Below are 25,749 nucleotides of genomic sequence, written 5' to 3'. Positions count from 1 at the left end.
GGAGGGTTGGCTGAAACGGGCCGGCTGATCGACCGGCCGGCTTGGCCGTAGTGCTGGGCTACGACACGCGCCGGCCGGTCGACCATCCGACTCCGTTTGAGCCAACAGAATGCTTCAATCTAACCCGGAAAAGCTCTAGTGGCTGCCGGTTTAACGCGCCCCTGCCAAATCGGCACTCTCGAAATCACCGCTCTGCGAGCGCCGGTTCGCCCTTTTTCTCGCGCACCATGTTGACGAAGCGGCGGAAGAGATAGTGGCTGTCCTGCGGGCCGGGTGAGGCTTCCGGATGGTGCTGGACGGAGAAAACCTGCTTGCCGAGCACGCGCAGGCCGCAATTGGTGCCGTCGAAAAGCGAAATATGAGTCTCTTCAACGCCATCGGGCAGCGACTTCGAGTCGATCGCGAAGCCGTGATTCATCGAGACGATCTCGACCTTGCCCGTCGTGTGATCCTTGACCGGGTGATTGGCGCCGTGATGGCCCTGATGCATCTTTTCGGTCTTCGCGCCCAATGCGAGGCCGAGCATCTGGTGGCCGAGGCAGATGCCGAAGACCGGGATATCGGTCTTAACAAGCGTCTTGATGACAGGCACGGCATATTCGCCGGTTGCCGCTGGATCGCCGGGACCGTTCGACAGGAAGATACCGTCCGGCTGCAAGGCGAGCACGTCTTCGGCGCTCGTTGTTGCCGGCACGACGGTCACCTTGCAGTCGAGGCCGGCAAACAGGCGCAGGATGTTGCGCTTGACGCCGTAATCGAGGCAGACGACGTGATATTTCGCATCCGCCGCGCCGAGTTCGCCGTAACCTTCGTTCCAGACCCACGGCGTCTGCGCCCATTGTGAGGACTGGCCGGACGAGGCGATCTTGGCGAGATCGAGACCTTCCAAGCCGCTCCAGGCCTTGGCTTCGGCCTTCAGCGCCTCGATGTCGAAGACGCCGTTGGGGTCGTGGGCGATCACCGCGTTCGGAGCGCCGTTCTCGCGGATCCAGGCGGTGAGCGCACGCGTGTCGATGCCGCAAAGGCCGATGATACCGCGGGCCTTCAGCCACTGGTCGAGATGCTTGGCGGCGCGGTAGTTTGAGGGGTCGGTAATGTCGGCCTTGAAGATGACGCCGACGGCGCCGTGGCGGGCCGCAGGGGTCAGGTCCTCGATATCTTCGTCGTTGGTGCCGATATTGCCGATGTGGGGAAAGGTGAAGGTGACGATCTGGCCCAGATAGGAGGGGTCGGTCATAATCTCTTCGTAGCCGGTAAGCGCCGTGTTGAAGACGACTTCGGCCTGGACCTTGCCGGTGGCGCCGATGCCCCTGCCTTCGATCACCGTGCCGTCGGCAAGAACGAGCAGGGCGGTCGGCTTTTCAGTTGTCCAGGGTGCTGTTGCGGTCATCTTCATCCCGTTTCCGGCGGCCGATGCGCCTAGCCGCGCTCGTCGCCATTTGATCTCGCAGGCGTGTGGGCACGGCAATGCCGCGCGCTTCAGGCCTGATCACGAATTTTGGTGCAGGTGGCGGTAAATAGCCACGCAATCGCTCAGCGTCAATCTTTGTAGCCGGGATTGCGGCCGTTTTCCTGCGCTTTATCGCGACGACCGCGCAATTTATTTGATCCGTCGCATCGGCGTGGTTTATGAAGCGGCATCAAAAAAGGAGTGAAGACATGCTGCGCGATCAACTCGCCACCCAGCTGAAAGAGGCGATGAAGGCCAAGGATTCGGAGCGGCTGTCGACCGTTCGGCTGATTCAGGCGGCCATCAAGGACCGCGACATTGCCAATCGCGGCGCCGGCAAGGAGCAGGCGAGTGACGACGAGATCCTGCAGATCCTCGCCAAGATGGTAAAGCAGCGCGACGAATCGGCAAAGATCTATGAGGAGAATTCCCGACCGGAGCTCGCTGCCAAGGAGCGTGCGGAAATCGCCGTCATTCAGGACTTCATGCCGAAGCAGCTTTCCGACGGCGAAGTGCGCGCCAATATCTCGGCGATCATCGCGGAGACGGGTGCCGCCGGAGTCAAGGACATAGGCAAGGTGATGGCGGCGCTCAAGGAGCGTTATGCCGGCCAAATGGATTTCGCCAAGGCATCGGCAACCGTCAAGGAGCTTTTGAACGGATAAGCATCAGATGGCCCGTCTCGCCTGCGGCTCTCGACGGACCGCAGGTCCGAGCACGGCCTCGGCGGCGGCATCGACGATGGCAAACTTCGCCGCCTGATAGTTCCAATATTCGAGGATGAAGCGGCGCGACAGCCAGAGGTCACCCTTGCGCGAAGGTTCTGTCCAGCCGACGCTTTCCATGGTCGCGGCCTGGGTCAGAAGCCGCTTCAGGTGGGTATTGGAAATCATGAATTGTTCGCGGAGCTCCCGGAGCGACAGGGGACCGATAACGACGCGCTCGGCCGTGCGAGGAAATTGCGGAAGGCGGGAGATCAGGTAATCCATCACGAGTCCGCCGGAATTCGCCCGGTTGAAGAGGTTGAAGGTGGGGCCGGGATTGCGCACGGACTCACTGCCGATGATCGCCCTTGCGATCCGCGGCTGAATCGCAGCCATTGTTGCGGAGGGGGCGGCGGTGATCTGGTCGGCGCGTTCGCCGCCGTCGAGGCTGTCGAGGATCATCATATGGGTGACGAGCCATCGGGTGAAATGCTGTTCGGCAATTTCGGTCGGTTCCAGATAGCGTGTGCGCTTGTCAGGTCCGGGCACCACACGCAGGAAACGATAGGCCAGCATTTCCTGCATGAAGGCTGCGGCCGTGTTGCGGCTGGCAATGTCATTCTTGACTGCGAAATCGACAAAGCGGCCGGAATAGAGGCCGCCGCTCTGGCCGTCGTCGGGATAACCGTAATGAAGTGCGAAGCCGGCATGGGCCATCAGCCAGCGCTGCTGCGCGGCGAAAATCGATGCGATGCGCGGGCTCTCGCGATAGATCGCAAGCAGTTGATTGGCGCACTGTAGGATCGCAGCGAGAAAGCGATCGTCTGCTGCAAGATTTTCCGCGGTGAAAGCCATTGGGGAAGGGTCCAGGGGTTCGGCGCACACATCTTTCATGCACGCGCCGTCTGTCAACGGTTTTGTCGATAAGCGGTTAATTTCAAAGGGAGAGTTGGCAAACAGAGCCTAAAATTTAAGAAGGCAGGAGCTGGGGGCGCTCCTGCCTTCTTGCTCTTTGCTCCCGCCGGCAACGCAGGCTGAGGCCCAAGCCGGAGGGTTTTGCAAAGGCACCCTTGCGAAGCGGCGCCGGGGGTAGGGATGGTGCTTCGCTCGGGGATCGCTTTGTTGGGATCGAACCTATGGCGGTGCGGTTCTCCGTTCAAATTACAAAAAAATAATGATTGCCGGAAACGGCGCTTCGAGCGACCTTGAGGCGAAGGTTCGGTTGGCGCCGCGCGGATCAAGAGGCGCGATCGACCTTGGTGATAAAAGCCTGTTTTGAAACATTTTAATTCGATTTCGTGTTTCGCCAGCACTTATGTCGCAACTGTTGCGGTGGCCGACCCCAGGCTGTTCGGCGACTATAATGTCGCACCCCTGTCGCAGGGGTGGTCACGCGTTGTTGATTGGATAACCGACGCCGCCACCGTTGGATGCACTTGCCTGTGAATAGCGGGTTTTCCCGACGAGTTTCGTGGCATGGTGCGGCAAAGCAGCTTATATGGAGTTTGGCCAAGAGGGATAAATGCGCTTTTCCAACACCTTTCTCGATGAGATCCGCGACCGCGTTCCGATTTCGAACGTGATCGCGCGCCGCGTCAGCTGGGACAAGCGCAAGACCAATGTCTCGCGTGGCGACTACTGGGCCTGCTGCCCGTTCCATGGCGAGAAATCGCCGAGCTTCCACTGCGAGGACCGAAAGGGTCGGTATCACTGCTTCGGCTGCGGCGTCACCGGCGATCACTTCCGCTTCCTGACGGAGCTGGAGGGCTTGAGTTTTCCCGAGGCCGTGCAGCAGATTGCCGACATGGCGGGCATGCCGATGCCGCTTGTCGATGCCGCGATGGAGAAGCGCGAGAAGGAGCGCGGCTCGCTGATCGACGTCATGGAAATGGCGACCAGCTTCTTCCAGGACCAGCTGCAGACGGCCCATGGCGCAAAGGCGCGCGCCTATCTGCGCGATCGCGGGCTGACGGGGCGAACCATTGAGACCTTCCGTCTCGGTTATGCGCCTGACAGCCGCAATGCGCTGAAGGAATTCCTCGCCGGCAAGGGTGTTTCCAAGGAGCAGATCGAGGCCTGCGGCCTGGTCGTTCATGAAAACGTGCCGGTCTCCTACGACCGCTTCCGCGACCGCATCATGTTTCCGATCCTCTCGTCGCGGGAAAAGGTGATCGCCTTTGGCGGCCGCGCCATGTCATCAGATGCACCCGCGAAATATCTGAACTCCAACGAAACCGAGCTCTTCCACAAGGGCAATGTCCTTTACAATTTCGCCCGCGCGCGCCGCGCCATACAGGGTCCCGGCCGCGGCGATCAAGATGACAGTGCGAGCGGCACCATCATCGCCGTCGAAGGTTATATGGACGTGATCGCGCTCTATCAGGCGGGCATCGAAAACGCCGTTGCGCCGCTCGGCACGGCGCTCACCGAAAACCAGCTCGAGCTGCTCTGGAAGATGGTGCCGCAGCCGGTGCTCTGCTTCGATGGCGACGGCGCCGGCATCCGCGCCGCCAATCGCGCCGCCGAACTGGCGCTGCCGCATCTGAAGCCCGGGCGCTCGGTCCGCTTCGCGCTTCTGCCCGACGGCAAGGACCCTGATGATCTCGTACGCGATGAGGGGCGTGCGCCGTTCGACAAGGTGATGAGCCAGGCAAAGCCGCTTTCGGAGATGTTGTGGAGCCGGGAGATCAACACCGGCAAGTTCGATACGCCCGAGGCGCGCGCCGAGCTCGAAGCGCGGCTGAAGCAGCTTGTGGCCGTCATCGCCGACGAAAATGTGCGCCGCCATTACCAGCAGGATATTCGCGACCGGCTGAACGCCTTCTTCCAGCCGCAGTTCCAGAACCGCAACAATGGCGAGCGGCGCGGTTTCAGCGGCAATTCCCGGAACGGCCGTGACAATGCGGCCAAGGCAGGACCGAAAAGCCCCAGCCTGATTTCCGACCGGCTCGCCCGCTCGGGCCCCGTGCGCGGACACCGGGACAATACGGCGCTGCGCGAGAGCGTGCTGGCGCTCACCATCGTCAATCATCCGGCCCTGATGATCGACGATTATGACGAGATCGCCGCGATCGAATATGACAGCCGGGAGCTGCAGCGGCTCTGGTCGGCGATGCTCGGCGCAGCCGCGGCCGTCGCCGGGCCGCATCTGACGCGCGAATATCTGACTGAACGGCTGGAATTCGAAGGCTTCGGTCCGCTTATCAAGAGCCTCGACCAGCAGGTGCGCAATGCGAGGCTGTGGACGGCGACCGAGGAGGCGGCGATGGAGGATGCCCGTGAGGGCTATCGTCAGGCGCTCGCCTTCCACAAACGGGCGAAGGCGCTGCGACGGCAGAAGATGGAACTCGAACGCGAGATTGCGCTGGCGACCGAAGCCGGCGACGGCGAGGCGATCGTTCAGCTGATACGGGCGCAGCAGGAAGTGCATCTTGAAGGCGTACGCCTCGAGAACCAGGAGGCGATCATCGACGGCTTCGGCGTGCTTTCCGGCCGTATCAAAGGGGCGGCGAGCCACTGATGCCGCTCAGCGAACGCAATGAGCCAGGCTTTTCCGCTTCCGATGCGCTGTTTTCCGCCGGCCGCTCGCCGCTCGACGTCCTGAAGCAGGTCTATGGTTATTCCTCCTTCCGCGGCAAGCAGCAGCAGGTGGTCGAGCATATCGTTTCGGGCGGCGATGCCGTGGTGCTCTTTCCGACAGGTGCGGGAAAATCACTGTGTTTCCAGATTCCGGCGCTTTGCCGCGACGGCGTCGGCATCGTCGTCTCGCCGCTGATTGCGTTGATGCGCGATCAGGTGGAGGCGATGAAGCAGCTCGGCATCAGGGCTGCGGCACTCAATTCGTCGCTGTCGCGCGAGGAGTTCGTCGAGGTTCGCCGGGCGCTTTCGGCGGGAAAGCTCGACCTCCTCTACGTGACGCCCGAGCGCATCCTGACGGACGGTTTCCGCGAGCTGATCGCCAGTGAGAAGATCGCGCTGTTTGCGATCGACGAAGCCCACTGCGTCTCGCAATGGGGCCATGATTTCCGGCCGGAATATCGCGAGCTCGGCCGCCTCGCCGAGCAGTATCCTGATGTGCCCCGCGTGGCGCTGACGGCAACGGCGGACCCGCATACGCGTGACGATATCATCGAGCGGCTGGGGCTCGGCAATGCCGAAATCTTCACAACCAGCTTCGACCGGGCGAATATTGCCTATGAAATCGTCGAGCGCGACCAGCCGCGCCAGCAGCTCCTGCGTTTCCTCTCCGGCCACAAGGGCAACAGCGGCATCGTCTATTGCCTGTCGCGCGCCAAGGTCGAGGATACGGCCGACTGGCTGAACGGGCAGGGCATCCGTGCGCTACCCTATCACGCCGGCATGGACCGGGCGCTGCGCGACGCCAATCAGGATGCTTTCCTCAAAGAAGAGAACCTCTGCCTGGTCGCCACAGTCGCCTTCGGCATGGGCATCGACAAGCCGAATGTGCGCTATGTCGCCCATCTCGACCTGCCGGGTTCGGTGGAGGCCTATTATCAGGAAACCGGGCGCGCCGGCCGAGACGGGCTGCCGTCCGAGGTCTGGATGGCCTATGGCATGGCCGACGTCATCCAGCGCCGCCGCATGATCGACGAGGGCAATGCCGCAGACGAGATCAAGCGGATCGAGCGCGCTAAGCTCAACGCTTTGCTCGCGATCTGCGAAACCGCCTCCTGCCGCCGGCAGGCGATCCTTGCCCATTTCGGCGAGGCGCATGCCGGCCAATGCGGCAATTGCGACACCTGCCTGAAGCCGGTCGAGACCTGGGAAGGCACGGATGCGGCGATCAAGGCGCTCGCCGCCGTCTACCGCACCGGCGAGCGTTTCGGCGCCGGTCATGTCATCGATGTGCTGGTCGGTAACATCAACGAAAAGACCGAGCGTTTCGGCCATGTGAATATGCCGGTCTTCGGCGCCGGCAAGGACATTCCGGCGCGCACCTGGCAATCCGTCTACCGCCAGCTGCTCGCCATGGGGCTGATCCGTATCGATCATGAGGCCTATGGGGCGCTGAAGCTGGAGCCGGAGGCGCGCGCCGTCTTCAAGCATGAACGGCAGGTTTTCTTCCGCAAGGATCGGCCGGCCTCGGAACGGCGCACGAAGAAGGCCGAGCGCAGCGAGCGCAAATCGGGCCTGACGGGGGCCGACGGCACGCTTTTCGAGGCGCTGAGAGCCGAGCGCATGGCGATCGCCAAATCGCTCGGCGTGCCGCCTTATGTCGTCTTTCCCGATACGACGCTCATTGCCTTTGCGACGGAACGGCCGCGCAGCCGGAAGGAATTGCTCGGCATATCGGGCGTCGGGCAATCGAAGCTCGAGCGTTATGGCGACGCTTTCCTGGAGATCATTCTTTCGCATGACAAGGATTGAACGGGCCCGCTGATTTTGGTGCAGCGAGAAGACAAGCAAGCAGCGATATGCTAACCCGATTGCTATAAAAAACGTCAGGAAGGGCCGCCCATGACCTCGCCATTTCTTTCCCATCTCCGGGCCGAAATTTCGGCGCTCAGGGATGCCGGCCTCTACAAGTCAGAGAGGGTCATCAGTTCCAAGCAGGCGGGCGAGATTGCGATTTCCACCGGCGAGCGGGTGCTGAATTTCTGCGCCAACAACTATCTCGGCCTTGCCGACAACGAGGAACTGGCCGAGGCCGGCAAGAAGGCGCTCGACCGCTACGGCTACGGCATGGCTTCGGTGCGCTTCATCTGCGGCACGCAGGAGGAGCATAAGCAACTCGAAGCCCGCATTTCCTCCTTCCTCGGCATGGAGGATACGATCCTCTATTCCTCCTGCTTCGATGCCAATGGCGGCCTGTTCGAGACGCTGCTTGGCGAAGAGGATGCGATCATTTCCGACGCGCTGAACCATGCCTCGATCATCGATGGCGTGCGGCTCTCCAAGGCCAAGCGCTTCCGTTACGCCAACAACGACATGACGGCGCTGGAAGAGGAGCTGAAAAAGGCCGAAGGCAGCCGCTTCAAGCTGATTGCCACCGACGGCGTCTTCTCCATGGACGGCATCATCGCCAATCTCGGTGGCGTCTGCGATCTCGCCGAGAAATACGGCGCCATGGTCATGGTCGACGACAGCCATGCGGTTGGTTTCGTCGGCAGGAACGGTCGCGGCTCGCCGGAACATTGCGGCGTCGAGGGCCGGATCGATATCATCACCGGAACGCTCGGCAAGGCGCTCGGCGGCGCGTCCGGCGGTTACACTTCGGCGAGAGCCGAAGTCGTCGAATGGCTGCGGCAGCGTTCGCGGCCCTATCTGTTCTCGAACACGCTGGCCCCCGTCATCGCTGCCGCCTCGCTCAAAGTATTCGACCTGATCGAAAACGGCGATGCTCTACGCAAGCGCCTTGCCGACAATGCCGATCTCTTCCGCATTGAAATGACGAAGCTCGGCTTCAGGCTCGCCGGCGAGGGCCACCCGATCATCCCGGTCATGCTTGGCGATGCCAAGCTCGCGCAGGACATGGCAAGCCTGATGCTGAAGAAGGGGATCTATGTCATCGGCTTCTTTTTCCCGGTGGTGCCGAAGGGCCAGGCCCGTATCCGCACGCAGATGTCGGCGGCGCACTCGCGTCAAGATGTCGAGCGGGCGATTGCAGCCTTTGCCGAGGCGGGGCGGGAGTTGGGGGTGATTTGAGAATGGAAGATTGCCCCTCACCCTAACCCTTGCCGGGGTCGAGCCACTGGTCTCGATCCGTCCTGCGGACCCCCGTAACGGGGCGAGGGGACGTGGCAAAGGCAGCGTTAAGGGTGACGAAACCGGTGCGGCACATCCCCTTCGCCCCGCGCGCGGGGAGACGGTGCCAGCAGGCGGATGAGGAGCCGGAATAGGCACTGACCAAGGATACAACTATGTCGAACATGATGAAGGCGCTGGTCAAGTCGAGGCCCGAGGTCGGGCTCTGGATGGAGAATGTGCCGGTGCCGGAGGTCGGGCCGAACGATGTGCTGATCCGGGTGAAGAAATCGGCGATCTGCGGCACCGACGTTCATATCTGGAATTGGGACCAGTGGGCGCAGAAGACTATTCCGGTGCCGATGGTCGTCGGTCATGAATTCTCCGGTGAGATCGCCGAGGTCGGTTCGGCGGTCACCCGCTATCATGTCGGCGAGCGGGTCTCCGGCGAGGGGCATATCGTCTGCGGCAAGTGCCGCAATTGCCGCGCGGGCAGGGGGCATCTCTGCCGCAACACGCTGGGGGTCGGCGTCAACCGGCCGGGTTCCTTTGGCGAATTCGTCTGCATTCCCGAAAGCAATGTCGTGCCGATCCCGGACGATATATCCGACGAGATCGCCGCGATCTTCGACCCCTTCGGCAATGCCGTGCATACCGCGCTTTCCTTCGATCTCGTCGGCGAGGACGTGCTCGTCACCGGCGCCGGCCCGATCGGCATCATGGGGGCGCTCGTCGCCAAGCGTTCCGGCGCTCGCAAGGTCGTCATCACCGATATCAATCCGCATCGTCTGGACCTGGCGCGCAAGCTCGGTATCGACCATGTCGTCGACGCATCGAAAGAAAATCTCGCCGACGTGATGAAGGCGATCGGCATGACGGAAGGGTTCGACGTGGGGCTCGAAATGTCGGGCGCAGCACCCGCCTTCCGCGATATGATCGACAAGATGAACAATGGCGGCAAGATCGCCATTCTCGGCATTGCACCGGCCGGGTTCGAGATCGACTGGAACAAGGTGATCTTCAAGATGCTCAATCTCAAGGGCATCTATGGCCGTGAGATGTTCGAGACCTGGTACAAGATGATTGCCTTCGTCCAGGGCGGCCTCGATCTTTCGCCGATCATTACCCATCGCATCAAGATCGACGATTTCCGCGACGGTTTCGAGGCGATGCGGTCGGGCAATTCAGGCAAGGTCGTGATGGATTGGATGTGAGGAGGACGACATGCTCTATGGAAGCTGTCATTGCGGCAACATCGCTTTCACTGTCGAAGGCGAATTCACAGAGGCGCTCGACTGCAACTGTTCGCTCTGCCGCAGGCGGGGCGGCCTTCTTGCCTTCGTGCCGCGCGAGAAGCTGGTGCTGAAGACACCTGAGGAAAATATCTCGACTTATACTTTCAACAGGCACGTCATCCGGCATCATTTCTGCGCCAAATGCGGCATCGCACCCTTCGGCGAGGGCGTGGCCCCTAATGGCTCGGCGATGGCTTCGATCAATCTGCGCTGCATTCCCGCTGTCGATCTCGGCGCACTGAAGGTGACGCCCTATGATGGCGCTGCGCATTAGCCCGCTGATACCCGCCCGGAAAGAGGGAAATATATCCCCGTCGCAACTGCGTCAATAAGCTGAAACAACGGGCGCGGCGAGCAAAATCTCGGCCGCCCTTGTCTTTTGTTTGCTGCTTCTTAAATAAGGTTCGCAATCGCAGCCGCGGTTCAAAGCCTGTGGATAAGGCTTTTTCCGAGTTTTCGCGGGCTTTTTTGCTGGAAAAGCTTGACGAGAACAAAAAATGTGGGAATCACCGTTCGACTTGTTGAAGCGGTGAACAGGGTCAAGGCGGATCGCGCAACCATGGCCGGAAATCCAAAGGCAAGAAAACTTTGCTGTCCGGTGCCGGCGATCGTGGTTAATCAGACTTTAAATGTCATCCCGTTAGGTGGGCTCAGGTGATTGAAGGGCGACGCGAGCGGCGCGTCAGGCCCTGAGACGGCCCATTCACCGTAGCGAGATTGGATAGCGTCAGGAAGGCGACGATATAAATGGCAACCAAGGTCAAAGAGAACGAAGACGCGGAAGTCGAACGCGACGGCGCAAGCGACGGCCCTCTTCTCGATCTTTCCGACGACGCGGTCAAGAAGATGATCAAGGCCGCCAAGAAGCGCGGCTATGTGACGATGGACGAGCTGAACGCCGTCCTGCCGTCCGAGGAAGTGACCTCCGAGCAGATCGAAGACACGATGTCGATGCTGTCGGACATGGGCATCAACGTTATCGAGGACGAGGAAGCCGAAGAGGCTGGTGCTTCCGGCAGCGGCGATGACGATGACGCCGGCGGCGATGAGGACAGCGAAGGCGGCGAACTCGCGCCTTCGGCTGGCACCGCGCTGGCGACCGCCAAGAAGAAAGAGCCGACCGACCGTACCGATGATCCGGTGCGCATGTATCTGCGCGAGATGGGCTCGGTGGAGCTTCTGTCGCGCGAGGGCGAAATCGCGATCGCCAAGCGCATCGAAGCCGGCCGCGAGACGATGATCGCCGGCCTCTGTGAGAGCCCGCTGACCTTCCAGGCCCTGATCATCTGGCGCGACGAACTCAACGAAGGCACGACGCTGCTGCGCGAGATCATCGATCTCGAGACGACCTATTCCGGTCCGGAAGCCAAGGCCGCGCCGCAGTTCCAGAGCCCCGAGAAGATCGAGGCCGACCGCAAGGCGGCGGAAGAGAAGGAAAAGACCCGGCGCGCCCGCTCCGGTGACGACGACATTACCGATGTCGGCGGCGAAGGCCTGCCTCCTGAAGAGGAGGAAGAAGACGAGGACGAATCCAACCTCTCTCTCGCCGCGATGGAAGCCGAGCTGCGCCCGCAGGTCATGGAAACGCTCGACATCATCGCCGAGACTTACAAGAAGCTGCGCAAGCTGCAGGACCAGCAGGTGGAGCAGCGCCTCGCGGCCACCGGCACGTTGTCTTCCGCCCAGGAGCGCCGCTACAAGGAGCTCAAGGACGAACTGATCAAGGCGGTCAAGTCGCTGTCGCTCAACCAGAACCGCATCGACGCGCTGGTCGAGCAGCTCTACGACATCAACAAGCGCCTCGTGCAGAACGAAGGCCGCCTGCTGCGCCTGGCCGAATCGTACGGCGTCAAGCGCGACTCATTCCTCGAGCAATATCAGGGCGCCGAGCTCGATCCGAACTGGATGAAGTCGATCGGCAATCTGGCCGCCCGCGGCTGGAAGGAATTCGCCAAGTCCGAGAATACGACGATCCGCGACATCCGCCAGGAGATCCAGAATCTGGCGACGGAAACCGGTATTTCGATCTCGGAATTCCGCCGCATCGTGCATATGGTGCAGAAGGGCGAGCGCGAAGCTCGCATCGCCAAGAAGGAAATGGTCGAAGCGAACCTTCGCCTCGTCATCTCGATCGCCAAGAAGTACACGAACCGCGGTCTGCAGTTCCTCGACCTCATCCAGGAAGGCAATATCGGCCTGATGAAGGCGGTCGACAAGTTCGAATACCGTCGCGGCTACAAGTTCTCGACCTATGCGACGTGGTGGATCCGTCAGGCGATCACCCGCTCGATCGCCGACCAGGCCCGCACGATCCGCATTCCGGTGCACATGATCGAGACGATCAACAAGATCGTCCGGACCTCGCGTCAGATGCTGCACGAGATCGGCCGTGAGCCGACGCCGGAAGAACTGGCCGAAAAGCTCGCCATGCCGCTCGAAAAGGTCCGCAAGGTCCTGAAGATCGCCAAGGAGCCGATCTCGCTCGAAACCCCGGTCGGCGACGAAGAGGATTCACACCTCGGCGATTTCATCGAGGACAAGAATGCGCTGCTGCCCATCGACGCCGCCATCCAGGCGAACCTGCGTGAGACGACGACCCGCGTTCTCGCCTCGCTGACGCCGCGCGAAGAGCGCGTGCTGCGCATGCGCTTCGGCATCGGCATGAACACCGACCACACGCTGGAAGAAGTCGGCCAACAGTTCTCGGTCACCCGCGAACGTATCCGCCAGATCGAAGCGAAGGCGCTGCGCAAGCTGAAGCATCCGAGCCGCTCGAGAAAGCTGCGCTCCTTCCTCGACAGCTGACGCTTCGACAATGCCGTCATGAATTGGAAAAGCCGGGTTTTACGCCCGGCTTTTGCTTTTATGATTAGTACCAATGATCCCGGCGGCTTCTTGTCGCCTTGTGGTGACAAGCCTATAATCCGGCCGCGGGGGAAGGATCGATCGCAACGTGCGAGGGGCGACATCTGCCTGCATGGCCAACTTCCGTCGGGTCCAGATGATTGCAGGCCTTGCCGGCCTGAAATCCGAATCCGGATCTCATCCAGGAGAGAGCATGATGTCGTCTGCTCACCTTTTCGGCACCACGCTCTGGGAGGTGCGATATGACCACTTATATTCTTTTGATCGATTGGACGGACCAGGGCATCCGCAATGTCCGAGACTCGCCGAAACGGCTGGACGCGGCGAAGAAATTGCTCGCCAGCGTCGGCGGCTCATTCAACCAGTTTTTTCTGACAATGGGCGGGCACGACATGGTCGCCGTCTGCGAGGCGCCCGATGATGCCGTCATGGCGCATTTCACCCTGTCTCTGTCCATGGGCGGCAATGTCCGGACCGAGACGCTGAAGGCCTTTCCGGAGGCGGCCTATCGGGATCTGATAGGTTCGATCAGCTAGACCGAGCCACAATCAGGTGGCGACAACGGCCCCGCCGGCCCATCAGCCGGGCGGCGATCACGAGGTTTTTTGCTTTTGCGGCTTGATGCTGCCGGCTTTAAAGGCCACATCGCTGCTGTGACAGACGAAGTGGACTTGGTGGAGACGAATCACGAAACGGCAAAACGGCGGCCCGAAATCCGCTGGGGGATCGGTGTGTCCGTGCTTCTGCACGTGCCGGTCGTTGCGCTTCTGATTTTCGGCTTGCCGAAGATCGAACCGAAGCCCCCGGAGGACGAGAGCGTGAAGGTCGAGCTCGTCCCGCCGCCGGAGGAGAAGAAGCCGGAGGAGAAAAAGGTCGAGGAGAAACCGAAAGAGGAAGAGAAGCCGCAAGAGCAGGCGAAGGCTGAGTTGCCTCCACCGCCTCCTCCTCCACCGCCGCCTCCGGCTGAAAACAGGACAGCAGAACAGGCCAAGCCTGCCACCCCTATGCCAAGCTTGAAGCCTGTCTTTGAGTTCGGTGACAGGGACAGTGGACCCGAAATATCGGCAGCGGGGAATTCATCCCAGGGCGACGCTAAACCTGCGACAGCCGCACCTCAGCATCACACACAGCCGGAACAGGCGCTTGCTGAGACTTCTGCAGAAAAGCCGCAGACTGAGACGCCGCCGGAAAGGCCGGTTCCGGAGGATGTAAAGCTTCCTGAGGTTGCTACGGCTGATGTTTCTCACGAGCGCAATGCGCCTTTGGCAGAAACTAACGGTGACGCCAAGACTGATATTGAAGTCGTCAAGCCACAGGCGCAGAACCCTCCTGAGCCGCCGAAGGCGGAAGTTGCAAAGGACGACCTGCCCAAAGCAAAGACGTTATTTTCGCAGACAGCTGACGATGATCCAGTGGCGAGGATAGCGATGAGCGGGGTGCCGCGCGGCAAACGTGTCGCCCAGCTTTGCGGCAACGAGCTCCAGCAACAGCTCTTTCATGGCTCGCCTAGCTTTCAGCCGATTATAGTGCCCACTTTCCCACTATCCCGCGGCACAGTTCTCGACATAAAAAGTGCGGCTTTCCGCACTGCTAAAGGCTGGTACAAAATCCGTTTTCGTTGCGAGGTCAACGGGGATGCCACGAAAGTCGTCTCGTTTGCCCATGAGGCCGGTGGGCTGATCCCTCGCAACCAGTACGCAACCTACAGCATTCGTGAGTAGTTACGCGATCCACAACGGCGTCACTGGAACCAGCCACGCGCAAGGAACCGCACCTAGCCTGTCCTCATTGGCCGTGATGGTACGGTGAAGCAGGGACAATGATATGTCGAACGAAATCGAGCGTTTTCTTGAGCGTCAGGATGAAGCCGTCAGCGCGCTGTTCCTGGAAAACAAGGGCGACGAGCTGACCGATATTCTGGTGGCGGCCCTTGAAGAGGCGTTCGAGATCCTGGTCGAAGCCGCGCCCGCCGAAACGCTGCATTGACATCTTTCGAGAGATTGCCTGGCCCGCTTGCTGCCCGTCTGTCTGGCTACCGGATGGAGCGGGATGCGCTCGGCCGTTCGGCCGCGAGCGTCTTTCGCCTGGAAGGCGAGGGCCTGCCGGCGCTCTATCTGAAGGTCGAGGCGGCGGGGCCGTTCGGCGAACTTGCCGATGAGGCGGCCCGGCTCGCCTGGCTCAAGGCCTCCGGCCTGCCTTGCCCGGAGGTGATCGCCCGTGAAAGCGACGACGAACGTAACTGGCTGCTGCTCAGCGCGCTGCCGGGAACCGATCTCGCCAGTGCTTCGGCGCTGGCGCCGCTGGCGCGAGTCGAGCTGCTGGCGGAGGCACTGCTCGCTCTTCATCGCCTGCCGATCACCTCCTGTCCGTTCGACCACCGCCTGGAAAAGCGCCTGCCGGTAGCCAAGCTGCGCATGGAAGCGGGAATCGTCGATGAAGAGGATTTCGATGCGGCCCGGCTTGGCAAGAGCGCTGCCGAACTTTTCACTGAGCTCGAGAGCTTAAGGCCGGGCAGCGCGGATCTCGTCGTCACCCATGGCGATGCCTGCCTGCCGAACTTCGTCGCTCTACACGGCCAATTCTCAGGCTATATCGATTGCAGCCGCCTCGGCGTCGCCGACCGCTGTCAGGATATCGCGCTCGCCTGCCGCAGCATCGCCGATAATTTCGGCAAGGCGCTGGTGCAGCCATTTCTCCATCGTTACTGCCTTCCGGCGCCCGATCCGGCGAGGCTCAGTTACTATCAGCTGCTCGACGAGTTCTTTTAGACGGTTGCGTCATCAAGGCGCGGCTGGCAGAGTTGCCGGCATCGGACCTGCGGATGTCAAATGCCGAAAAACCAGTTCAGGATGCTGCGCTCGGCGCTTTCAGGCGTCGAAGCGGTGGAAGCCGAAACGCCTCACAGTTTCGCTAGGCACACGCATGAGCAGTTCGGCATCGGCCTCGTGTCGTCGGGGGCGCAGAAATCGCTCAGCGGCCGCGGCATGGTGGAGGCGGAGGCTGGCGATATCATCACCGTCAATCCGAATGAGGTGCATGATGGCGCGCCGATCGGCGAGCGCCGATCGTGGCGCATCCTCTATTTCGATCCCGAGATCGTCACCGGCCTCTCACAAGAGATCGGCGCAAGGCGCTCGGAAATCTCCCATCCCGTCATTCGCGATGCGGCGATCGCCAGCCGCTTCGGAACGCTGTTTCGCGCGGTGACCGCGAGTGCTGCCGACGGGCTGCTCTGCGAGGAATTGCTTCTGCAACTCGTCGCCGATGTCATGCGGGAAGACGACGGCAGCGAGGCGAGGCCGCCGGTGCCGTCATCCATCCGCGCGGCGCGGGATCTGATCGACGACGATCCTCTTGCCGCCGTCTCGCTGGCCGATCTTTCCCGGGAAAGCGGCCTTAGCCGCTTCCAGCTGCTGCGGGGCTTCGCCAGGGCGACGGGACTGACGCCGCACGCCTATCTCGTCCAGGCCCGCATCCACATCGCCCGGCGGCTGATTTCTCAGGGCACGCCGCTTGCCGAAGCCGCCTTTGCCAGCGGATTTGCCGACCAGAGCCACATGACGCGCGTCTTCGTGCGCAAATACGGCCTGTCGCCGCGGCTTTACGCCGGCGCTTTTCTCTAAGGTCCGACACGCAGCCACCGCCCTCGTCCTTCGAGGCTTCGCCCTTGGCCTACGCGCCTCAGGATCAGGGCTGATCGTGGATGCCCGGGGCTTCGCAGGCTCCCACCTCTCTCTGGCCTCGAAGGACGGGGCCGGCCACCTGCTTTGATTCATACGCCCTGCAATTTCGTTCAAGACCCCGACCGGCCGCTGCTGTTTCTTCGGCGCATCCAATCGGAGGCGCGGAATGTCGAGACAGGTTCAAGGCTATTTCTATCTGGCGCTCGCCATGCTGACGGTCGGCAGCACTGTCATCGCGAGCAAGATCATTGCTTCGGGACTGCCGCCGTTTACCGCCACCGCCTTGCGCTTCGCCCTCGCTCTTCCCGTCTTCTTCCTGCTGATGCGGGCAAGCGGAACCCGGGTGCCGAAGCTCTCCAGGTATGACCGTCTCATCCTCGTCATTCAGGCCGGCGCCGGCAGTGTCGGCTATACGACGCTGCTGATATCGGGCCTCAGCCTCACCTCGGCCGCCGATGCGGGCGTCATCATCGGCACGCTGCCGGTGGTCTCGGCGGCGGTTTCGATCCTGCTGCTGCGCGAACGGCCGGGGCGCGCCCTGCTTCTGGCCGTGGCGCTGGCGAGCGTCGGCGTGTTTTCGATCGCCTTCACACCGGAGGCGACCGGCGGTTCGCTAGCCGGCAATCTGCTGATTTTTCTCGCGGTCATCTGCGAGGGCTTGTTCATTCTCTTGAACAAGCGGCTGACGGCCGAGATCCCGCCCGTTGCCCAGTCGATGCTGATGACCGGCATCGGCTTCGCTGTCTCGATCGTTCCGGCCATTTTAGAGGCGCCCCTCACGCATGGGTTTTCAGCCAGTGCTGCCGCTGCCGTCGTCTATTATGCTCTGGTGCCGACTGTCGGCGGCTTTCTGCTGTGGTATGCGGGGGCAGAGAGGGTGAGCGGCACCGAAGCCGCGCTCTTCACCGCGCTTGCGCCGGTTTCGGCCGTCATGCTCGCCTTCGTCATCCTCGGCGAGCCGATCGGCTTCAACCAGATTGCCGGCATCGCCTGCGTGCTGGCGGCCGTGTCCGGGCTTGCCTTTGCAGGAAGCCACAGGAAATTCATCGAAGGGAAATGATCATGCAGTTCAGCCATTCCAACGCGATATGGCAGGCTTTTCCGCAGCTTGCCGCCGGCGCGCTTTTTGCCGAAGGCATTCATGCGGCAGCTGACGTCGAAGAGGCAATCGCAAGTTTCAGCGCGATCGCCGCGGCCCGCCTCGCGGAAGCCCAGGAAAGCGAATTTCCGGAGATCCAGGCGTGGCGGCGCGGCTTTTCCCGCATGGGCTTGAAGCCGACGCAGTATCGCGCGGCATCCGAGGCGCTTCTGCGTCGCTTCCGCCAGGAGCACGCCCTGCCGCGCCTTCATCCGCTCATCGATCTCTGCAATGCGATTTCGCTCGCCTTTGCCATTCCTGTCGCCGTCTTCGACACGGAAAACATTGCCGGCGATCTTCAGGTGCGGCATGCAACGGGGCATGAGACCTATCTCACCTTCAGCGGTCAAAGCGAACATCCGGAGCCGGACGAGGTGATCTTCGCGGATGACGAAGGCAGAGCACATGCCCGCCGCTGGACGAACCGGCAGAGCGGCCTGTCGGCGGTGCGGGAGACGACGCGCTCGGTGCTGATCGTCGCCGAGGCGCTGCATGCCGGGGCCGGCGAGGATACCGCCAGCTTGGTTGCGACGCTCGCGGATGCGCTCGCGTGTCACTGGTCGGTGACAGCGGCGACCGCCGCCCTCAGTCAGGCATCGCCGCGTTTCGCATTCCAGGTGTAAGGGAAGGAAACGCTCGGGGGTTGGGCCGGCGGCATGCGCGCCCTATCTCAGGGGCATCCCATCTTCTGGAGACGAACCCATGTTGGACAAGTCGATCAAGATTCCGGGGCCGGACCATCCGATCACCGTCGAGCACAATCCCTGCCGCGTCGTCGTCACCGTCGCCGGCAGGACGATTGCCGATAGTCGCAACGCGCTGACGCTGCGCGAGGCTTCCTATCCACCGGTCCAGTATATCCCTCGCAGGGATGTCGATATGTCGCTGCTTCAGCGCACCGATCACGCCACACATTGCCCCTACAAGGGCGATGCCTCCTATTACAGCATTGCTTTGGGCGGCAAACACTCCGAGAACGCGGTTTGGACCTACGAAGCCCCGCATGCCGCCGTCAGCAACATCAAGGACCATCTCGCCTTCTATCCCGACCGTGTCGCAATCGAAGAATTGGCTTCACCCGAGGCCGGCGCCTTCTGAGGATCGCCGGACGGCGGTCGCTGAAAATCGTTCGGCCGGAACCTGTCGCCTTCAGCATCGTTAGGGGCATCATCGAAGGAGCATGCCGTGCCGAAATTCCACTTCCAGCTCTTCGATCGCGATGGTGTCGGCACCGAGACTGGATACGAATTCGAATCCGTCGAGGCTGCCAAGGCAGAGGCGCGAAGGGTCCTCGCGGAAATGGCAGCCGAAGGCCTGCCGACTGCGCCTTTGAACATGCTTTCGGTCGAGCTTTTCGACGAAAGCCGCAAACCGCTTGCGGAAATTCGGCTGATTCTGGAAGAGATCGCGAAATAGAAGCGACCTGAACTCCACCGGAGAAATCCCTGTCGACGCTTCCCGGCAATCGCGGAACTATGTCAAATTTAATTGCCGCCTGACAGGGCGGGGTCTTAATGCATGTCGCTCCCGGAAGTGTGCGGATGACGACATGCATGAAAGCAAGGAGCTAGAACGCATCCCTCGACCAGTTGGATTGATGCCTATATGGGACCCGGCGGCAATCAGAGGCCGTCATCGGATGACGTCGAGCCATTCATTGCTGAAGACGAGACTGGCGACTGTGACAGGATCGCCGCGCTCGTCGCGGACGGTAACGGCAATCGTCATGCGGTCACCTGCCGGCAATTCGTCTCGCGCCACGTCCAGCAGGATGCGGGTCACCTCTTTGGGGATGTCTTCACGAGATTTGAGCTCGGTGCCGTGCTCGTCGCGGGTCGGACCTTCCCCGTTGTGTAGATCGAAATAGTAGCGAGCCATGTTCTTTCCTGCGCGTCAGAGAAGAAATAACCAATGAAGACAATTGTTCCCGAGGCTAGGCGTTGATTTTTATAGAAAATACAGGTCGCCCCGAGAGGGTCCCGAGCCATCGGGATAGCGGGAGACAGGACCGTGATTGAGTCCCTGTTGCTGAACCTTGGAAGCCGTGATGTGCTGTCGAGCGAAGAGGAAAACCTTCTTCGGTCGATCCTCGTCAAGGACAGGCAATTCGCCGTCGGAGAAGATCTCGTTTCCCAAGGCAGCCGGCCGCCCTTCAGCACGCTGCTGCTCGATGGGTTCGCCGCGCGCTACAAGGTGATGGCGGACGGCAGCCGGCAGATAACCGCTCTTCATGTTGCCGGCGACTTTGTTGACCTTCATGCTTTTCCCGTCAAGGTAATGGATCATGGCATCGTCGCGCTCTCACCCTGCCACGTCGCCTTGGCCGATCATGCCGACTTGAGGGCGATCACCGAGCGCATGCCGCATTTGACGCGGCTGCTTTGGCTCGACACGCTGGTCGATGGCGCTATTCACCGGGAATGGATCGTCGCCATGGGGCGGCGCTCCAAACGCGCCCAGATCGCCCATCTCGTCTGCGAACTCTTCATGCGGCTGAAGGTCGTCAGGCGGACCCAGGGCGAAAGCTTTCAGTTTCCGCTGACGCAGATCGAGATGGCTGACGTGCTCGGCATATCGGTGGTCCACCTCAACAAGACGCTGCAGGCGCTCAGGCGCGAGGGCGTCTTCACCTGGGAGAACCGAACGATCACCATCGTCGATTGGGAACGTCTGCAGGAGATCGCCGAATTCGACCCCGCCTATCTCAGCATCTCCCGGGAGCCGCGCTGATATCACCGGCATCGCATGCGCGTTGAAAGGGAGGAACGGCGCCGTTAGGCTGGCGGAAATCACTTGATGGGGCGGTGCGTGACGAAGACTTTTCTACCCTACGTATTGGCGGCGGTTTTCGCGGCGGGACCGGCTGCGGCGCAGACCGAATGGCAGGCGGTCGAGGAGGTGCGGCCTTATTCGATTTCAGGCAAGACCGGCGCCGAACTGTATGAATCGATCGGGGCACAGGGCCCCAAGGCCGGCGATACCGGCAGGGTCATCGCGCATACGACGTTCAAGCTTACCTGGACCCGCAAATACGAGCCGCAGGGCAATGCCTGCGTCATCGTCACCAACCGGCCGAAGCTCATCATCACCTACACGCTGCCGAAGCCTTCAGCCGCGCTGCCGGCAGACGTCAAGAGCAGCTGGGATGGCTTCATTTCAGGCATTGCCGCACATGAGCGGGTGCATGGCGAAACCATCAAGGACATGGTTAGGGAAATCGAGGCGATGAGCGTCGGCCTCACGGTCGCCGACGATCCGGATTGCCAGAAGATCAGGGTCGAGCTGACGCGGCGGCTCGGCGAGATTTCCGCAAGGCAGCGCCAGCGCGGCCGCGACTTCGACAAGGTCGAAATGGGCGACGGCGGCAATATCCAGCAGCTCATTCTCAAGCTGGTGAATGGACCCTGAGAGGGTGGCGGGCATGGATCCCCACACGAGCATGCGCCTGCCCCATGAGGCCATTGACTTGGCAGTCATGGCGCGCCAACTCGCGGGGATGTCATTGCGAGACGGAGAGCGCCCGTGCCCCAGACAATCCTCACCCTGTCCACACGCGGCCAGGGACTTTACGAATTCACCAATCAGGCGGGGGCCTTTGTCAGCGCCTCGGGACGGGAGGAGGGGCTTCTCACCGTCTTCGTGCGCCACACATCCTGTTCGCTGCTGATCCAGGAAAATGCCGATCCCGACGTGCGCAGCGACCTTCTCGCCTTCTTCCGCCGCCTCGTACCGCCGACCTCGGATCCGTCGATGGGCTGGGTCCTGCACAGGGCCGAGGGGCCGGACGACATGCCGGCGCACATCAAGGCGGCGCTGACGCAGGTGTCGATCGGCATTCCCGTCGCCAGGGGGCGTCTGACGCTCGGCATCTGGCAGGGCCTCTATCTCTTCGAACATCGCGACCAGCCGCACCGGCGCGAAATCGTGCTGCATCTCGGGAGCTGAGGGCGCCGCGCGCCCTCGCCGAGGCTATGGCATATCGATCAACCCACCAGCCACACGGCATACCGATCAGCCCTCATCCTGAGACGCCTAGGCCATAGGCCGCAGCATCGAAGGACGGGGGGCGGATGATGAACGGTCTCCCACGGACGGGAGATCATGCGAATCCCGATCGAAAGGAGAGCCGTCGAAAACCGCTCATCTTCTTGTGAATGCAAACTGAATGACCGGTTTGAACAGCATTCAGCTTGCCGCGTTTAGTGTCGAGGCAATCCCTGAAGGGAGAGCTTAAAAGACCAATCGACGGAGACACTCCATGACGCATTTCCTCGCCAAGGCTTGCCTTGCCGCAGTGCTCGCCCTCTCATCCATTCCGGCCACTGTTTCCACGGCGGCAGCCGCGGGGCCGCAGACGAACTTCATCGTCGAGGCGCAATATTATCGTCCAATCCGCGGCTGCTCGCCGATGCACGCCGTGAACAAGGCGCGCGATTTCGGCTTGCGCCGAGCCCATATCACCCGCATGTCGCCACGTGTCGTCGTCGTCGCCGGGCGCGACCGGCGCGGCTGGGACAGGATGGTCTTCGCCAATGTTCGCGGTTGCCCGCTGATCCGGCGCTGACGATGATGCGGCAGGCACCGACGGCGCTTGCCGCCCCTTTTGCCTTGACGGCGGCACTTTCAGCCGTCTCTTCTCAGGTTTGTCTAAGTGATTCCACTGACGCTTCGGCGTGATGCGGAGAGTGGGGAAAGCGGCTCGACCGCAACCGACTATAGAACGAAAGGTTTTTCGACGATGCAGTTTCTGGCAAAGGCGGGCCTTGCCGCCATGCTGATCGCCGGCACACTTGCCGGCACGGTGGTCCCGGCGGCCGCCCAGTTTAGTATCATTATCGGCGATCAGGATCGTGATCCGCCGCGCGATTATCGCCGTCCGCCTCCGCCGCCGGGCTTCGGCCGGCGCCCGCGCGGCTGCGACCCGCGTCTGGCGGAAGATCTCGCCCGCGATTGGGGTTTCCGCCGCGCGCGCGTCGTCGACATCACCCCGCGCCGCGTCATCGTCCAGGGCTGGACCCGCCGTGGCCCCGATGAAATGAGCTTCGCCAACGTCCGCGGCTGCCCCGCTTTGCGCCGCTGATCGTCCAGCGCCCGTCTCGCTGAACCGGCACGGGCGGTTTCTTTGTGAGATTCCAAAGCCGCGCGCCTGGAAGGACGTGCGGCTTTCAGTTTAATGGCAGGAGCTCCCTTTCCTGGGCCTTGTGCCGCGGCTGTCCTGCCGATGAAATAACGAGACCAGCCCCTCATCCGCCTGCCGGCACCTTCTCCCCGCTCTGGCGGGGCGAAGGGGATATCTCGCTATCTCTCTGTCCCCCGCTGAGCTCTCGTGGGGCACGTCCCCTCTGCCCGTCGGAACGGAGAGAGGGTTAAGGTGAGGCGCAGCAGTCGGCGCTAGAGCTTTTCCGGGTTAGATTGAAGCATTCTGCCGGAGCAGGTTTTCGTCAGGGCAAAGGCGATTGGCGACGGGCATACCCCAAGGTACGTCCGAGCCGATCGCCTTTGATCCTGGCGGAAACATGCCCGGCCCTACGGGTTGGCTGAAACGGGCCGGCTGATCGACCGGCCGGCTTGGCCGTAGAGCTGGGCTACGGCGCGCGCCGGCCGGTCGACCATCCGACTCCGTTTGAGCCAACAGAATGTTTCAATCTAACCCGGAAAAGCTCTAGCAGGCGACGCCAGCAGTCAGCATGCCGCGCGCCTCTAAAAAAGACGCGCGGCGCTTCCGTTTACTGCTCGATGGCGAAGGTCACGGTGACGCTGACAGTGTAATTGTTCTCGCCGCCCTGGACGGGAACGGCAGCGTCGGCTTCCTTCATCATCGTGGCGCGATAAGCGGGCTGCGGCAGCGGACGCGGCTCATTCTCGTTGATTTCGATGATACGGCCGAGCTTGACGCCGGCGGCTTCGCTCAGCGTTTTCGCCTTCTTGACGGCTTCGGCGACGGCGTTCTTGCGCGCCTCTTCGAGCGCCGCCTCCGGCTTGTCGTTGGTGAACTGGATGTCGCCGCCCTGGTTGATGCCGAGGGTAACGGATTGGTCGATCACCTGGCCGAGCTTGGATAGGTCGCGCAGGCGCACGGTAACCGAGTTGATCGTCTGGTAGCCGATCAGCTGCGGCTGCTGCTGCTGGCCGTCGACCGGCTGCGGATAATTGAACTGCGGCTGGATGGAGAAGCCTGAGGTCTGCAGATCGCGCTCGGCGATTCCGCCGTCCTTCAGCGCCTTCAGCACGTCGTTCATCGCCTTGTTGTTCTCATCGAGCGCTTCACGGGCGGTCTTCGCCTGCTTGACGACGGCGAGATTGACGACCGCCATGTCCGGCGCCAAGGACGATTCGCCATCGCCGGTCACCGAAATCACCGCCTCACGCGGCTTTGCCTCCTGCGCCAATACAGGCGCGGCGCTGCCGAGCGGCAGAGCAAGAAGGGCAGTCATCACAAGTGTCTTGGAAAAAATCGGCGCCATGTTTCATTCCCTAGTTGTCGTTTCCCGATGAGCTTTCTGTCGGTTGATTGTGAAGCTATTGCGGCGGAAGGGAGGAGCGGTGGCGGAACGGGAGAAAAATGTGAGGGTGCGGGAGGAGAGGGGTGCTGCCCCGGCCCCGCTAGGGTCTCGCCCCGTCATTAGGTTCCTCATGGGGAGGTTGGTTGGGGTGAAGGTCCCCTCCTTCTCATCCCTCATTCCTGACGAGCACAGGAATGAGGGAGGTTGAGGGTGACGCGCTGATCAATCGCCGATGGCTCGGCTTTCCGGCTCCGAAGCAACCTTCGGGCCGATGATTGGAGCAACACCGTTGAAGAACGGCATGACGATCTGCCGACATATGGCGCCCGCCTCCAGGACCGAGACCGGCACGAACTTTGTGGGCCTGGTCGGCAGTTCCACGATTTCTGAGGACAATCGGCGGTTCTCTTCATCGGCAATCTATGGGTCACGCAATCTGAACGGCCCAACGGCATCGGCACGAAGCTGATGGCGGCGGCGGAGGAGGGGCGCCGCCGCGCCGCAGTCGTGGCCTGCGTCGACACGCTCTCGACCCAGGCGCCGAGCTTCTATTCGAAGCTCGGCTATATCGAATTCGGCAGGATTGGCGGCTACGCCGAAGGCCGGCCGATCGACAGAATCTGGTTCAGGAAGGAGTTATCCGCCGCTTGAAAAGATTGGTCAGCGGCGGCTTTGCGCCGCGCGTCAGGCGCCGAAATCATCCATGAAGGAGGGATGAATCGCGGGCTTGCGCTCTTCGCGCGCTTCGCGAATGCGCTGGGGAACCGCACCGAGACCGGCGACAAAACGGGTCAGGAGGTTGCGGTTGAAAAGTTTCTGTAGGCTCATGGCAGTTCACTCATTCTTTTTTTTGTTAGCTGGCGGCATATATTTTGCGCAGGCTGCCTTAACAACGGGCAATTTTGCATGACAGTTATGTGACAGCGCATAGTCTTGAAAAGATGGGCTGAAAGGCGATCACTTTAGCGTGACAAGAACCTACCGGAGGCAGTCGATTGCCGCAGATCAATGCTCTCTGCACCGCGGCGTGTAAATTGTACGGCTTGGGTTGAAGCCATGCCCGAAGGAGAAGCTCAGATGAACCGATTTTTCGCATTGATCGCGACCGGAACGCTGATCAGCCTTGCCACGCTCATTTCGGCCTGCACATCATCAGGATACATCGACCAGACTTCGTCGATCGACGGCGGTTACTACTACGAGAGTCAGCCGCTCAATCCGGCCTGCGGTGGTGGGTTCAGGCCAAGCGATGGGCGTTCATGCAGTTATTAGAGGGTGCGCTACTTGCCATGACCGCTTCGGCGGATATGTTCTCTACCGTGCAGTTATGCGAGTGTGTCTTTGGCGTTACAGCTATTTGTTGAACTAGGCTGTACCCTCCAGTTGTGTTGCAAGACATGGGGTCA

General features: G+C 61.5%; 28 protein-coding genes and 1 pseudogene. 23 read left to right on the top strand and 6 right to left on the bottom strand.

The features are described 5' to 3' along the window. Nucleotides 1-184: 184 nt before the first annotated feature. Nucleotides 185-1,390 (bottom strand): glutamine-hydrolyzing carbamoyl-phosphate synthase small subunit, encoded by a 1,206-nt coding sequence (gene carA, locus NL154_RS13945; protein ID WP_210631588.1) that lies wholly within the window; start codon nucleotides 1,388-1,390, stop codon nucleotides 185-187. 269 nt (nucleotides 1,391-1,659) lie between these two features. On the opposite strand from carA, the gene NL154_RS13940 reads away from it, so the two are divergent. Then, nucleotides 1,660-2,115 carry a GatB/YqeY domain-containing protein gene (locus NL154_RS13940; RefSeq protein ID WP_210630528.1) on the top strand — a complete coding sequence of 152 codons (456 nt, stop codon included), beginning with the start codon at nucleotides 1,660-1,662 and terminating at the stop codon, nucleotides 2,113-2,115. Nucleotides 2,116-2,118: 3 nt separating this feature from the next. Here NL154_RS13940 and NL154_RS13935 read toward each other — a convergent pair whose 3' ends face one another. Next, the gene (locus NL154_RS13935; protein ID WP_434732829.1) at nucleotides 2,119-3,009 is read right to left on the bottom strand and encodes a hypothetical protein; all 891 of its coding nucleotides are present in this window, start codon (nucleotides 3,007-3,009) and stop codon (nucleotides 2,119-2,121) included. Nucleotides 3,010-3,676: 667 nt separating this feature from the next. Here NL154_RS13935 and dnaG point away from each other — a divergent pair. The 15 genes from dnaG (at nucleotide 3,677) to NL154_RS13860 (ending at nucleotide 19,256) form a co-directional block, all read left to right on the top strand. Beyond that, the gene (gene dnaG, locus NL154_RS13930; protein ID WP_434732828.1) at nucleotides 3,677-5,674 is read left to right on the top strand and encodes a DNA primase; all 1,998 of its coding nucleotides are present in this window, start codon (nucleotides 3,677-3,679) and stop codon (nucleotides 5,672-5,674) included. After that, nucleotides 5,674-7,542, top strand: a complete 1,869-nt coding sequence (recQ, locus tag NL154_RS13925; protein WP_434732827.1) for a DNA helicase RecQ — start codon at nucleotides 5,674-5,676, stop codon at nucleotides 7,540-7,542. Before dnaG ends, recQ begins: the two co-directional genes overlap by 1 nt. Before the next feature lie 90 nt (nucleotides 7,543-7,632). After that, complete coding sequence (locus tag NL154_RS13920; RefSeq protein ID WP_434732826.1) at nucleotides 7,633-8,820, top strand: glycine C-acetyltransferase; 1,188 nt, start codon at nucleotides 7,633-7,635, stop codon at nucleotides 8,818-8,820. Between the two features lie 215 nt (nucleotides 8,821-9,035). Continuing rightward, the gene (gene tdh, locus NL154_RS13915) at nucleotides 9,036-10,073 is read left to right on the top strand and encodes an L-threonine 3-dehydrogenase (RefSeq protein WP_210630533.1); all 1,038 of its coding nucleotides are present in this window, start codon (nucleotides 9,036-9,038) and stop codon (nucleotides 10,071-10,073) included. 10 nt (nucleotides 10,074-10,083) lie between these two features. After that, nucleotides 10,084-10,428 (top strand): GFA family protein, encoded by a 345-nt coding sequence (locus tag NL154_RS13910; RefSeq protein ID WP_210630534.1) that lies wholly within the window; start codon nucleotides 10,084-10,086, stop codon nucleotides 10,426-10,428. Between the two features lie 473 nt (nucleotides 10,429-10,901). After that, on the top strand, nucleotides 10,902-12,959 hold the full coding sequence (rpoD, locus tag NL154_RS13905) for an RNA polymerase sigma factor RpoD (RefSeq protein WP_210630535.1): 2,058 nt from the start codon (nucleotides 10,902-10,904) through the stop codon (nucleotides 12,957-12,959). A 302-nt stretch (nucleotides 12,960-13,261) separates the two neighbouring features. Then, the gene (locus NL154_RS13900) at nucleotides 13,262-13,555 is read left to right on the top strand and encodes a GYD domain-containing protein (RefSeq protein ID WP_221156790.1); all 294 of its coding nucleotides are present in this window, start codon (nucleotides 13,262-13,264) and stop codon (nucleotides 13,553-13,555) included. Between the two features lie 75 nt (nucleotides 13,556-13,630). Beyond that, the gene (locus NL154_RS13895) at nucleotides 13,631-14,740 is read left to right on the top strand and encodes a DUF930 domain-containing protein (RefSeq protein WP_434734096.1); all 1,110 of its coding nucleotides are present in this window, start codon (nucleotides 13,631-13,633) and stop codon (nucleotides 14,738-14,740) included. A 103-nt stretch (nucleotides 14,741-14,843) separates the two neighbouring features. Then, on the top strand, nucleotides 14,844-15,005 hold the full coding sequence (locus tag NL154_RS13890; protein ID WP_210630536.1) for a hypothetical protein: 162 nt from the start codon (nucleotides 14,844-14,846) through the stop codon (nucleotides 15,003-15,005). Between the two features lie 53 nt (nucleotides 15,006-15,058). Continuing rightward, a complete protein-coding gene (locus NL154_RS13885) occupies nucleotides 15,059-15,787 on the top strand; it encodes an APH(3') family aminoglycoside O-phosphotransferase (protein ID WP_434734095.1) in 729 nt (242 codons plus the stop codon). 60 nt (nucleotides 15,788-15,847) lie between these two features. Beyond that, nucleotides 15,848-16,642 (top strand): AraC family ligand binding domain-containing protein, encoded by a 795-nt coding sequence (locus tag NL154_RS13880; RefSeq protein ID WP_434732825.1) that lies wholly within the window; start codon nucleotides 15,848-15,850, stop codon nucleotides 16,640-16,642. A 226-nt stretch (nucleotides 16,643-16,868) separates the two neighbouring features. Beyond that, nucleotides 16,869-17,762, top strand: coding sequence for a DMT family transporter (locus NL154_RS13875; protein ID WP_434732824.1), 894 nt, complete (start codon nucleotides 16,869-16,871; stop codon nucleotides 17,760-17,762). Between the two features lie 2 nt (nucleotides 17,763-17,764). Next, complete coding sequence (locus tag NL154_RS13870; protein ID WP_434732823.1) at nucleotides 17,765-18,463, top strand: B3/B4 domain-containing protein; 699 nt, start codon at nucleotides 17,765-17,767, stop codon at nucleotides 18,461-18,463. A gap of 79 nt (nucleotides 18,464-18,542) precedes the next feature. Next, nucleotides 18,543-18,938, top strand: a complete 396-nt coding sequence (locus NL154_RS13865) for a DUF427 domain-containing protein (RefSeq protein ID WP_434732822.1) — start codon at nucleotides 18,543-18,545, stop codon at nucleotides 18,936-18,938. 87 nt (nucleotides 18,939-19,025) lie between these two features. Then, on the top strand, nucleotides 19,026-19,256 hold the full coding sequence (locus NL154_RS13860) for a DUF6894 family protein (RefSeq protein ID WP_020921849.1): 231 nt from the start codon (nucleotides 19,026-19,028) through the stop codon (nucleotides 19,254-19,256). 216 nt (nucleotides 19,257-19,472) lie between these two features. On the opposite strand, the gene NL154_RS13855 is transcribed toward NL154_RS13860, so the two are convergent. Further along, nucleotides 19,473-19,718, bottom strand: coding sequence for a DUF6894 family protein (locus NL154_RS13855; RefSeq protein ID WP_085778853.1), 246 nt, complete (start codon nucleotides 19,716-19,718; stop codon nucleotides 19,473-19,475). A gap of 132 nt (nucleotides 19,719-19,850) precedes the next feature. On the opposite strand from NL154_RS13855, the gene NL154_RS13850 reads away from it, so the two are divergent. From NL154_RS13850 to NL154_RS13830, 5 genes are all read left to right on the top strand, one after another. Then, entirely contained in the window at nucleotides 19,851-20,570 is a 720-nt protein-coding gene (locus tag NL154_RS13850) for a Crp/Fnr family transcriptional regulator (protein WP_221156784.1), read from the top strand. Between the two features lie 66 nt (nucleotides 20,571-20,636). Further along, nucleotides 20,637-21,248 carry a DUF922 domain-containing Zn-dependent protease gene (locus NL154_RS13845; RefSeq protein WP_434732821.1) on the top strand — a complete coding sequence of 204 codons (612 nt, stop codon included), beginning with the start codon at nucleotides 20,637-20,639 and terminating at the stop codon, nucleotides 21,246-21,248. Between the two features lie 114 nt (nucleotides 21,249-21,362). Continuing rightward, a complete protein-coding gene (locus tag NL154_RS13840; protein WP_221145634.1) occupies nucleotides 21,363-21,785 on the top strand; it encodes a secondary thiamine-phosphate synthase enzyme YjbQ in 423 nt (140 codons plus the stop codon). A 313-nt stretch (nucleotides 21,786-22,098) separates the two neighbouring features. Beyond that, entirely contained in the window at nucleotides 22,099-22,404 is a 306-nt protein-coding gene (locus NL154_RS13835) for a hypothetical protein (RefSeq protein ID WP_221145632.1), read from the top strand. Nucleotides 22,405-22,578: 174 nt separating this feature from the next. After that, nucleotides 22,579-22,920 (top strand): hypothetical protein, encoded by a 342-nt coding sequence (locus NL154_RS13830; RefSeq protein ID WP_221145630.1) that lies wholly within the window; start codon nucleotides 22,579-22,581, stop codon nucleotides 22,918-22,920. Between the two features lie 646 nt (nucleotides 22,921-23,566). Here the strand turns inward: NL154_RS13830 and NL154_RS13825 are convergent. Next, nucleotides 23,567-24,304, bottom strand: coding sequence for an SIMPL domain-containing protein (locus NL154_RS13825; protein WP_221145628.1), 738 nt, complete (start codon nucleotides 24,302-24,304; stop codon nucleotides 23,567-23,569). 261 nt (nucleotides 24,305-24,565) lie between these two features. Beyond that, nucleotides 24,566-24,739 carry a hypothetical protein gene (locus tag NL154_RS13820; RefSeq protein WP_210630546.1) on the bottom strand — a complete coding sequence of 58 codons (174 nt, stop codon included), beginning with the start codon at nucleotides 24,737-24,739 and terminating at the stop codon, nucleotides 24,566-24,568. 3 nt (nucleotides 24,740-24,742) lie between these two features. Here NL154_RS13820 and NL154_RS13815 point away from each other — a divergent pair. Further along, nucleotides 24,743-24,994: pseudogene (locus tag NL154_RS13815) on the top strand (GNAT family N-acetyltransferase); the annotation flags it as partial. Nucleotides 24,995-25,027: 33 nt separating this feature from the next. Here NL154_RS13815 and NL154_RS13810 read toward each other — a convergent pair. Beyond that, nucleotides 25,028-25,171 carry a hypothetical protein gene (locus tag NL154_RS13810; RefSeq protein WP_168296739.1) on the bottom strand — a complete coding sequence of 48 codons (144 nt, stop codon included), beginning with the start codon at nucleotides 25,169-25,171 and terminating at the stop codon, nucleotides 25,028-25,030. Between the two features lie 249 nt (nucleotides 25,172-25,420). Here NL154_RS13810 and NL154_RS13805 point away from each other — a divergent pair, with 249 nt between their 5' ends. Beyond that, the gene (locus tag NL154_RS13805) at nucleotides 25,421-25,615 is read left to right on the top strand and encodes a hypothetical protein (protein WP_085778846.1); all 195 of its coding nucleotides are present in this window, start codon (nucleotides 25,421-25,423) and stop codon (nucleotides 25,613-25,615) included. The last annotated feature ends 134 nt before the right edge of the window (nucleotides 25,616-25,749 follow it).

It is taken from the genome of Rhizobium sp. YTUHZ044 (assembly GCF_051123975.1).
Taxonomy (GTDB): Bacteria; Pseudomonadota; Alphaproteobacteria; order Rhizobiales; family Rhizobiaceae; genus Rhizobium.
This window is presented reverse-complemented; position numbering and strand designations above follow the sequence as displayed.

Bases quoted from the DNA above. Each gene is read 5' to 3' on its own strand.
- NL154_RS13835 (WP_221145632.1), top strand. From the start codon at position 22,099: ATGACGCATTTCCTCGCCAAGGCTTGCCTTGCCGCAGTGCTCGCCCTC.
- NL154_RS13900 (WP_221156790.1), top strand. From the start codon at position 13,262: ATGACCACTTATATTCTTTTGATCGATTGGACGGACCAGGGCATCCGC.
- NL154_RS13885 (WP_434734095.1), top strand. From the start codon at position 15,059: ATGGAGCGGGATGCGCTCGGCCGTTCGGCCGCGAGCGTCTTTCGCCTG.
- carA (WP_210631588.1), bottom strand. From the start codon at position 1,390: ATGACCGCAACAGCACCCTGGACAACTGAAAAGCCGACCGCCCTGCTC.
- NL154_RS13805 (WP_085778846.1), top strand. From the start codon at position 25,421: ATGAACCGATTTTTCGCATTGATCGCGACCGGAACGCTGATCAGCCTT.
- NL154_RS13810 (WP_168296739.1), bottom strand. From the start codon at position 25,171: ATGAGCCTACAGAAACTTTTCAACCGCAACCTCCTGACCCGTTTTGTC.
- NL154_RS13830 (WP_221145630.1), top strand. From the start codon at position 22,579: ATGCAGTTTCTGGCAAAGGCGGGCCTTGCCGCCATGCTGATCGCCGGC.
- NL154_RS13865 (WP_434732822.1), top strand. From the start codon at position 18,543: ATGTTGGACAAGTCGATCAAGATTCCGGGGCCGGACCATCCGATCACC.
- NL154_RS13935 (WP_434732829.1), bottom strand. From the start codon at position 3,009: ATGGCTTTCACCGCGGAAAATCTTGCAGCAGACGATCGCTTTCTCGCT.
- NL154_RS13890 (WP_210630536.1), top strand. From the start codon at position 14,844: ATGTCGAACGAAATCGAGCGTTTTCTTGAGCGTCAGGATGAAGCCGTC.
- recQ (WP_434732827.1), top strand. From the start codon at position 5,674: ATGCCGCTCAGCGAACGCAATGAGCCAGGCTTTTCCGCTTCCGATGCG.
- NL154_RS13940 (WP_210630528.1), top strand. From the start codon at position 1,660: ATGCTGCGCGATCAACTCGCCACCCAGCTGAAAGAGGCGATGAAGGCC.
- NL154_RS13825 (WP_221145628.1), bottom strand. From the start codon at position 24,304: ATGGCGCCGATTTTTTCCAAGACACTTGTGATGACTGCCCTTCTTGCT.
- NL154_RS13880 (WP_434732825.1), top strand. From the start codon at position 15,848: ATGCCGAAAAACCAGTTCAGGATGCTGCGCTCGGCGCTTTCAGGCGTC.
- NL154_RS13920 (WP_434732826.1), top strand. From the start codon at position 7,633: ATGACCTCGCCATTTCTTTCCCATCTCCGGGCCGAAATTTCGGCGCTC.
- NL154_RS13910 (WP_210630534.1), top strand. From the start codon at position 10,084: ATGCTCTATGGAAGCTGTCATTGCGGCAACATCGCTTTCACTGTCGAA.
- NL154_RS13870 (WP_434732823.1), top strand. From the start codon at position 17,765: ATGCAGTTCAGCCATTCCAACGCGATATGGCAGGCTTTTCCGCAGCTT.
- NL154_RS13875 (WP_434732824.1), top strand. From the start codon at position 16,869: ATGTCGAGACAGGTTCAAGGCTATTTCTATCTGGCGCTCGCCATGCTG.
- NL154_RS13855 (WP_085778853.1), bottom strand. From the start codon at position 19,718: ATGGCTCGCTACTATTTCGATCTACACAACGGGGAAGGTCCGACCCGC.
- rpoD (WP_210630535.1), top strand. From the start codon at position 10,902: ATGGCAACCAAGGTCAAAGAGAACGAAGACGCGGAAGTCGAACGCGAC.
- dnaG (WP_434732828.1), top strand. From the start codon at position 3,677: ATGCGCTTTTCCAACACCTTTCTCGATGAGATCCGCGACCGCGTTCCG.
- NL154_RS13845 (WP_434732821.1), top strand. From the start codon at position 20,637: ATGGGGCGGTGCGTGACGAAGACTTTTCTACCCTACGTATTGGCGGCG.
- tdh (WP_210630533.1), top strand. From the start codon at position 9,036: ATGTCGAACATGATGAAGGCGCTGGTCAAGTCGAGGCCCGAGGTCGGG.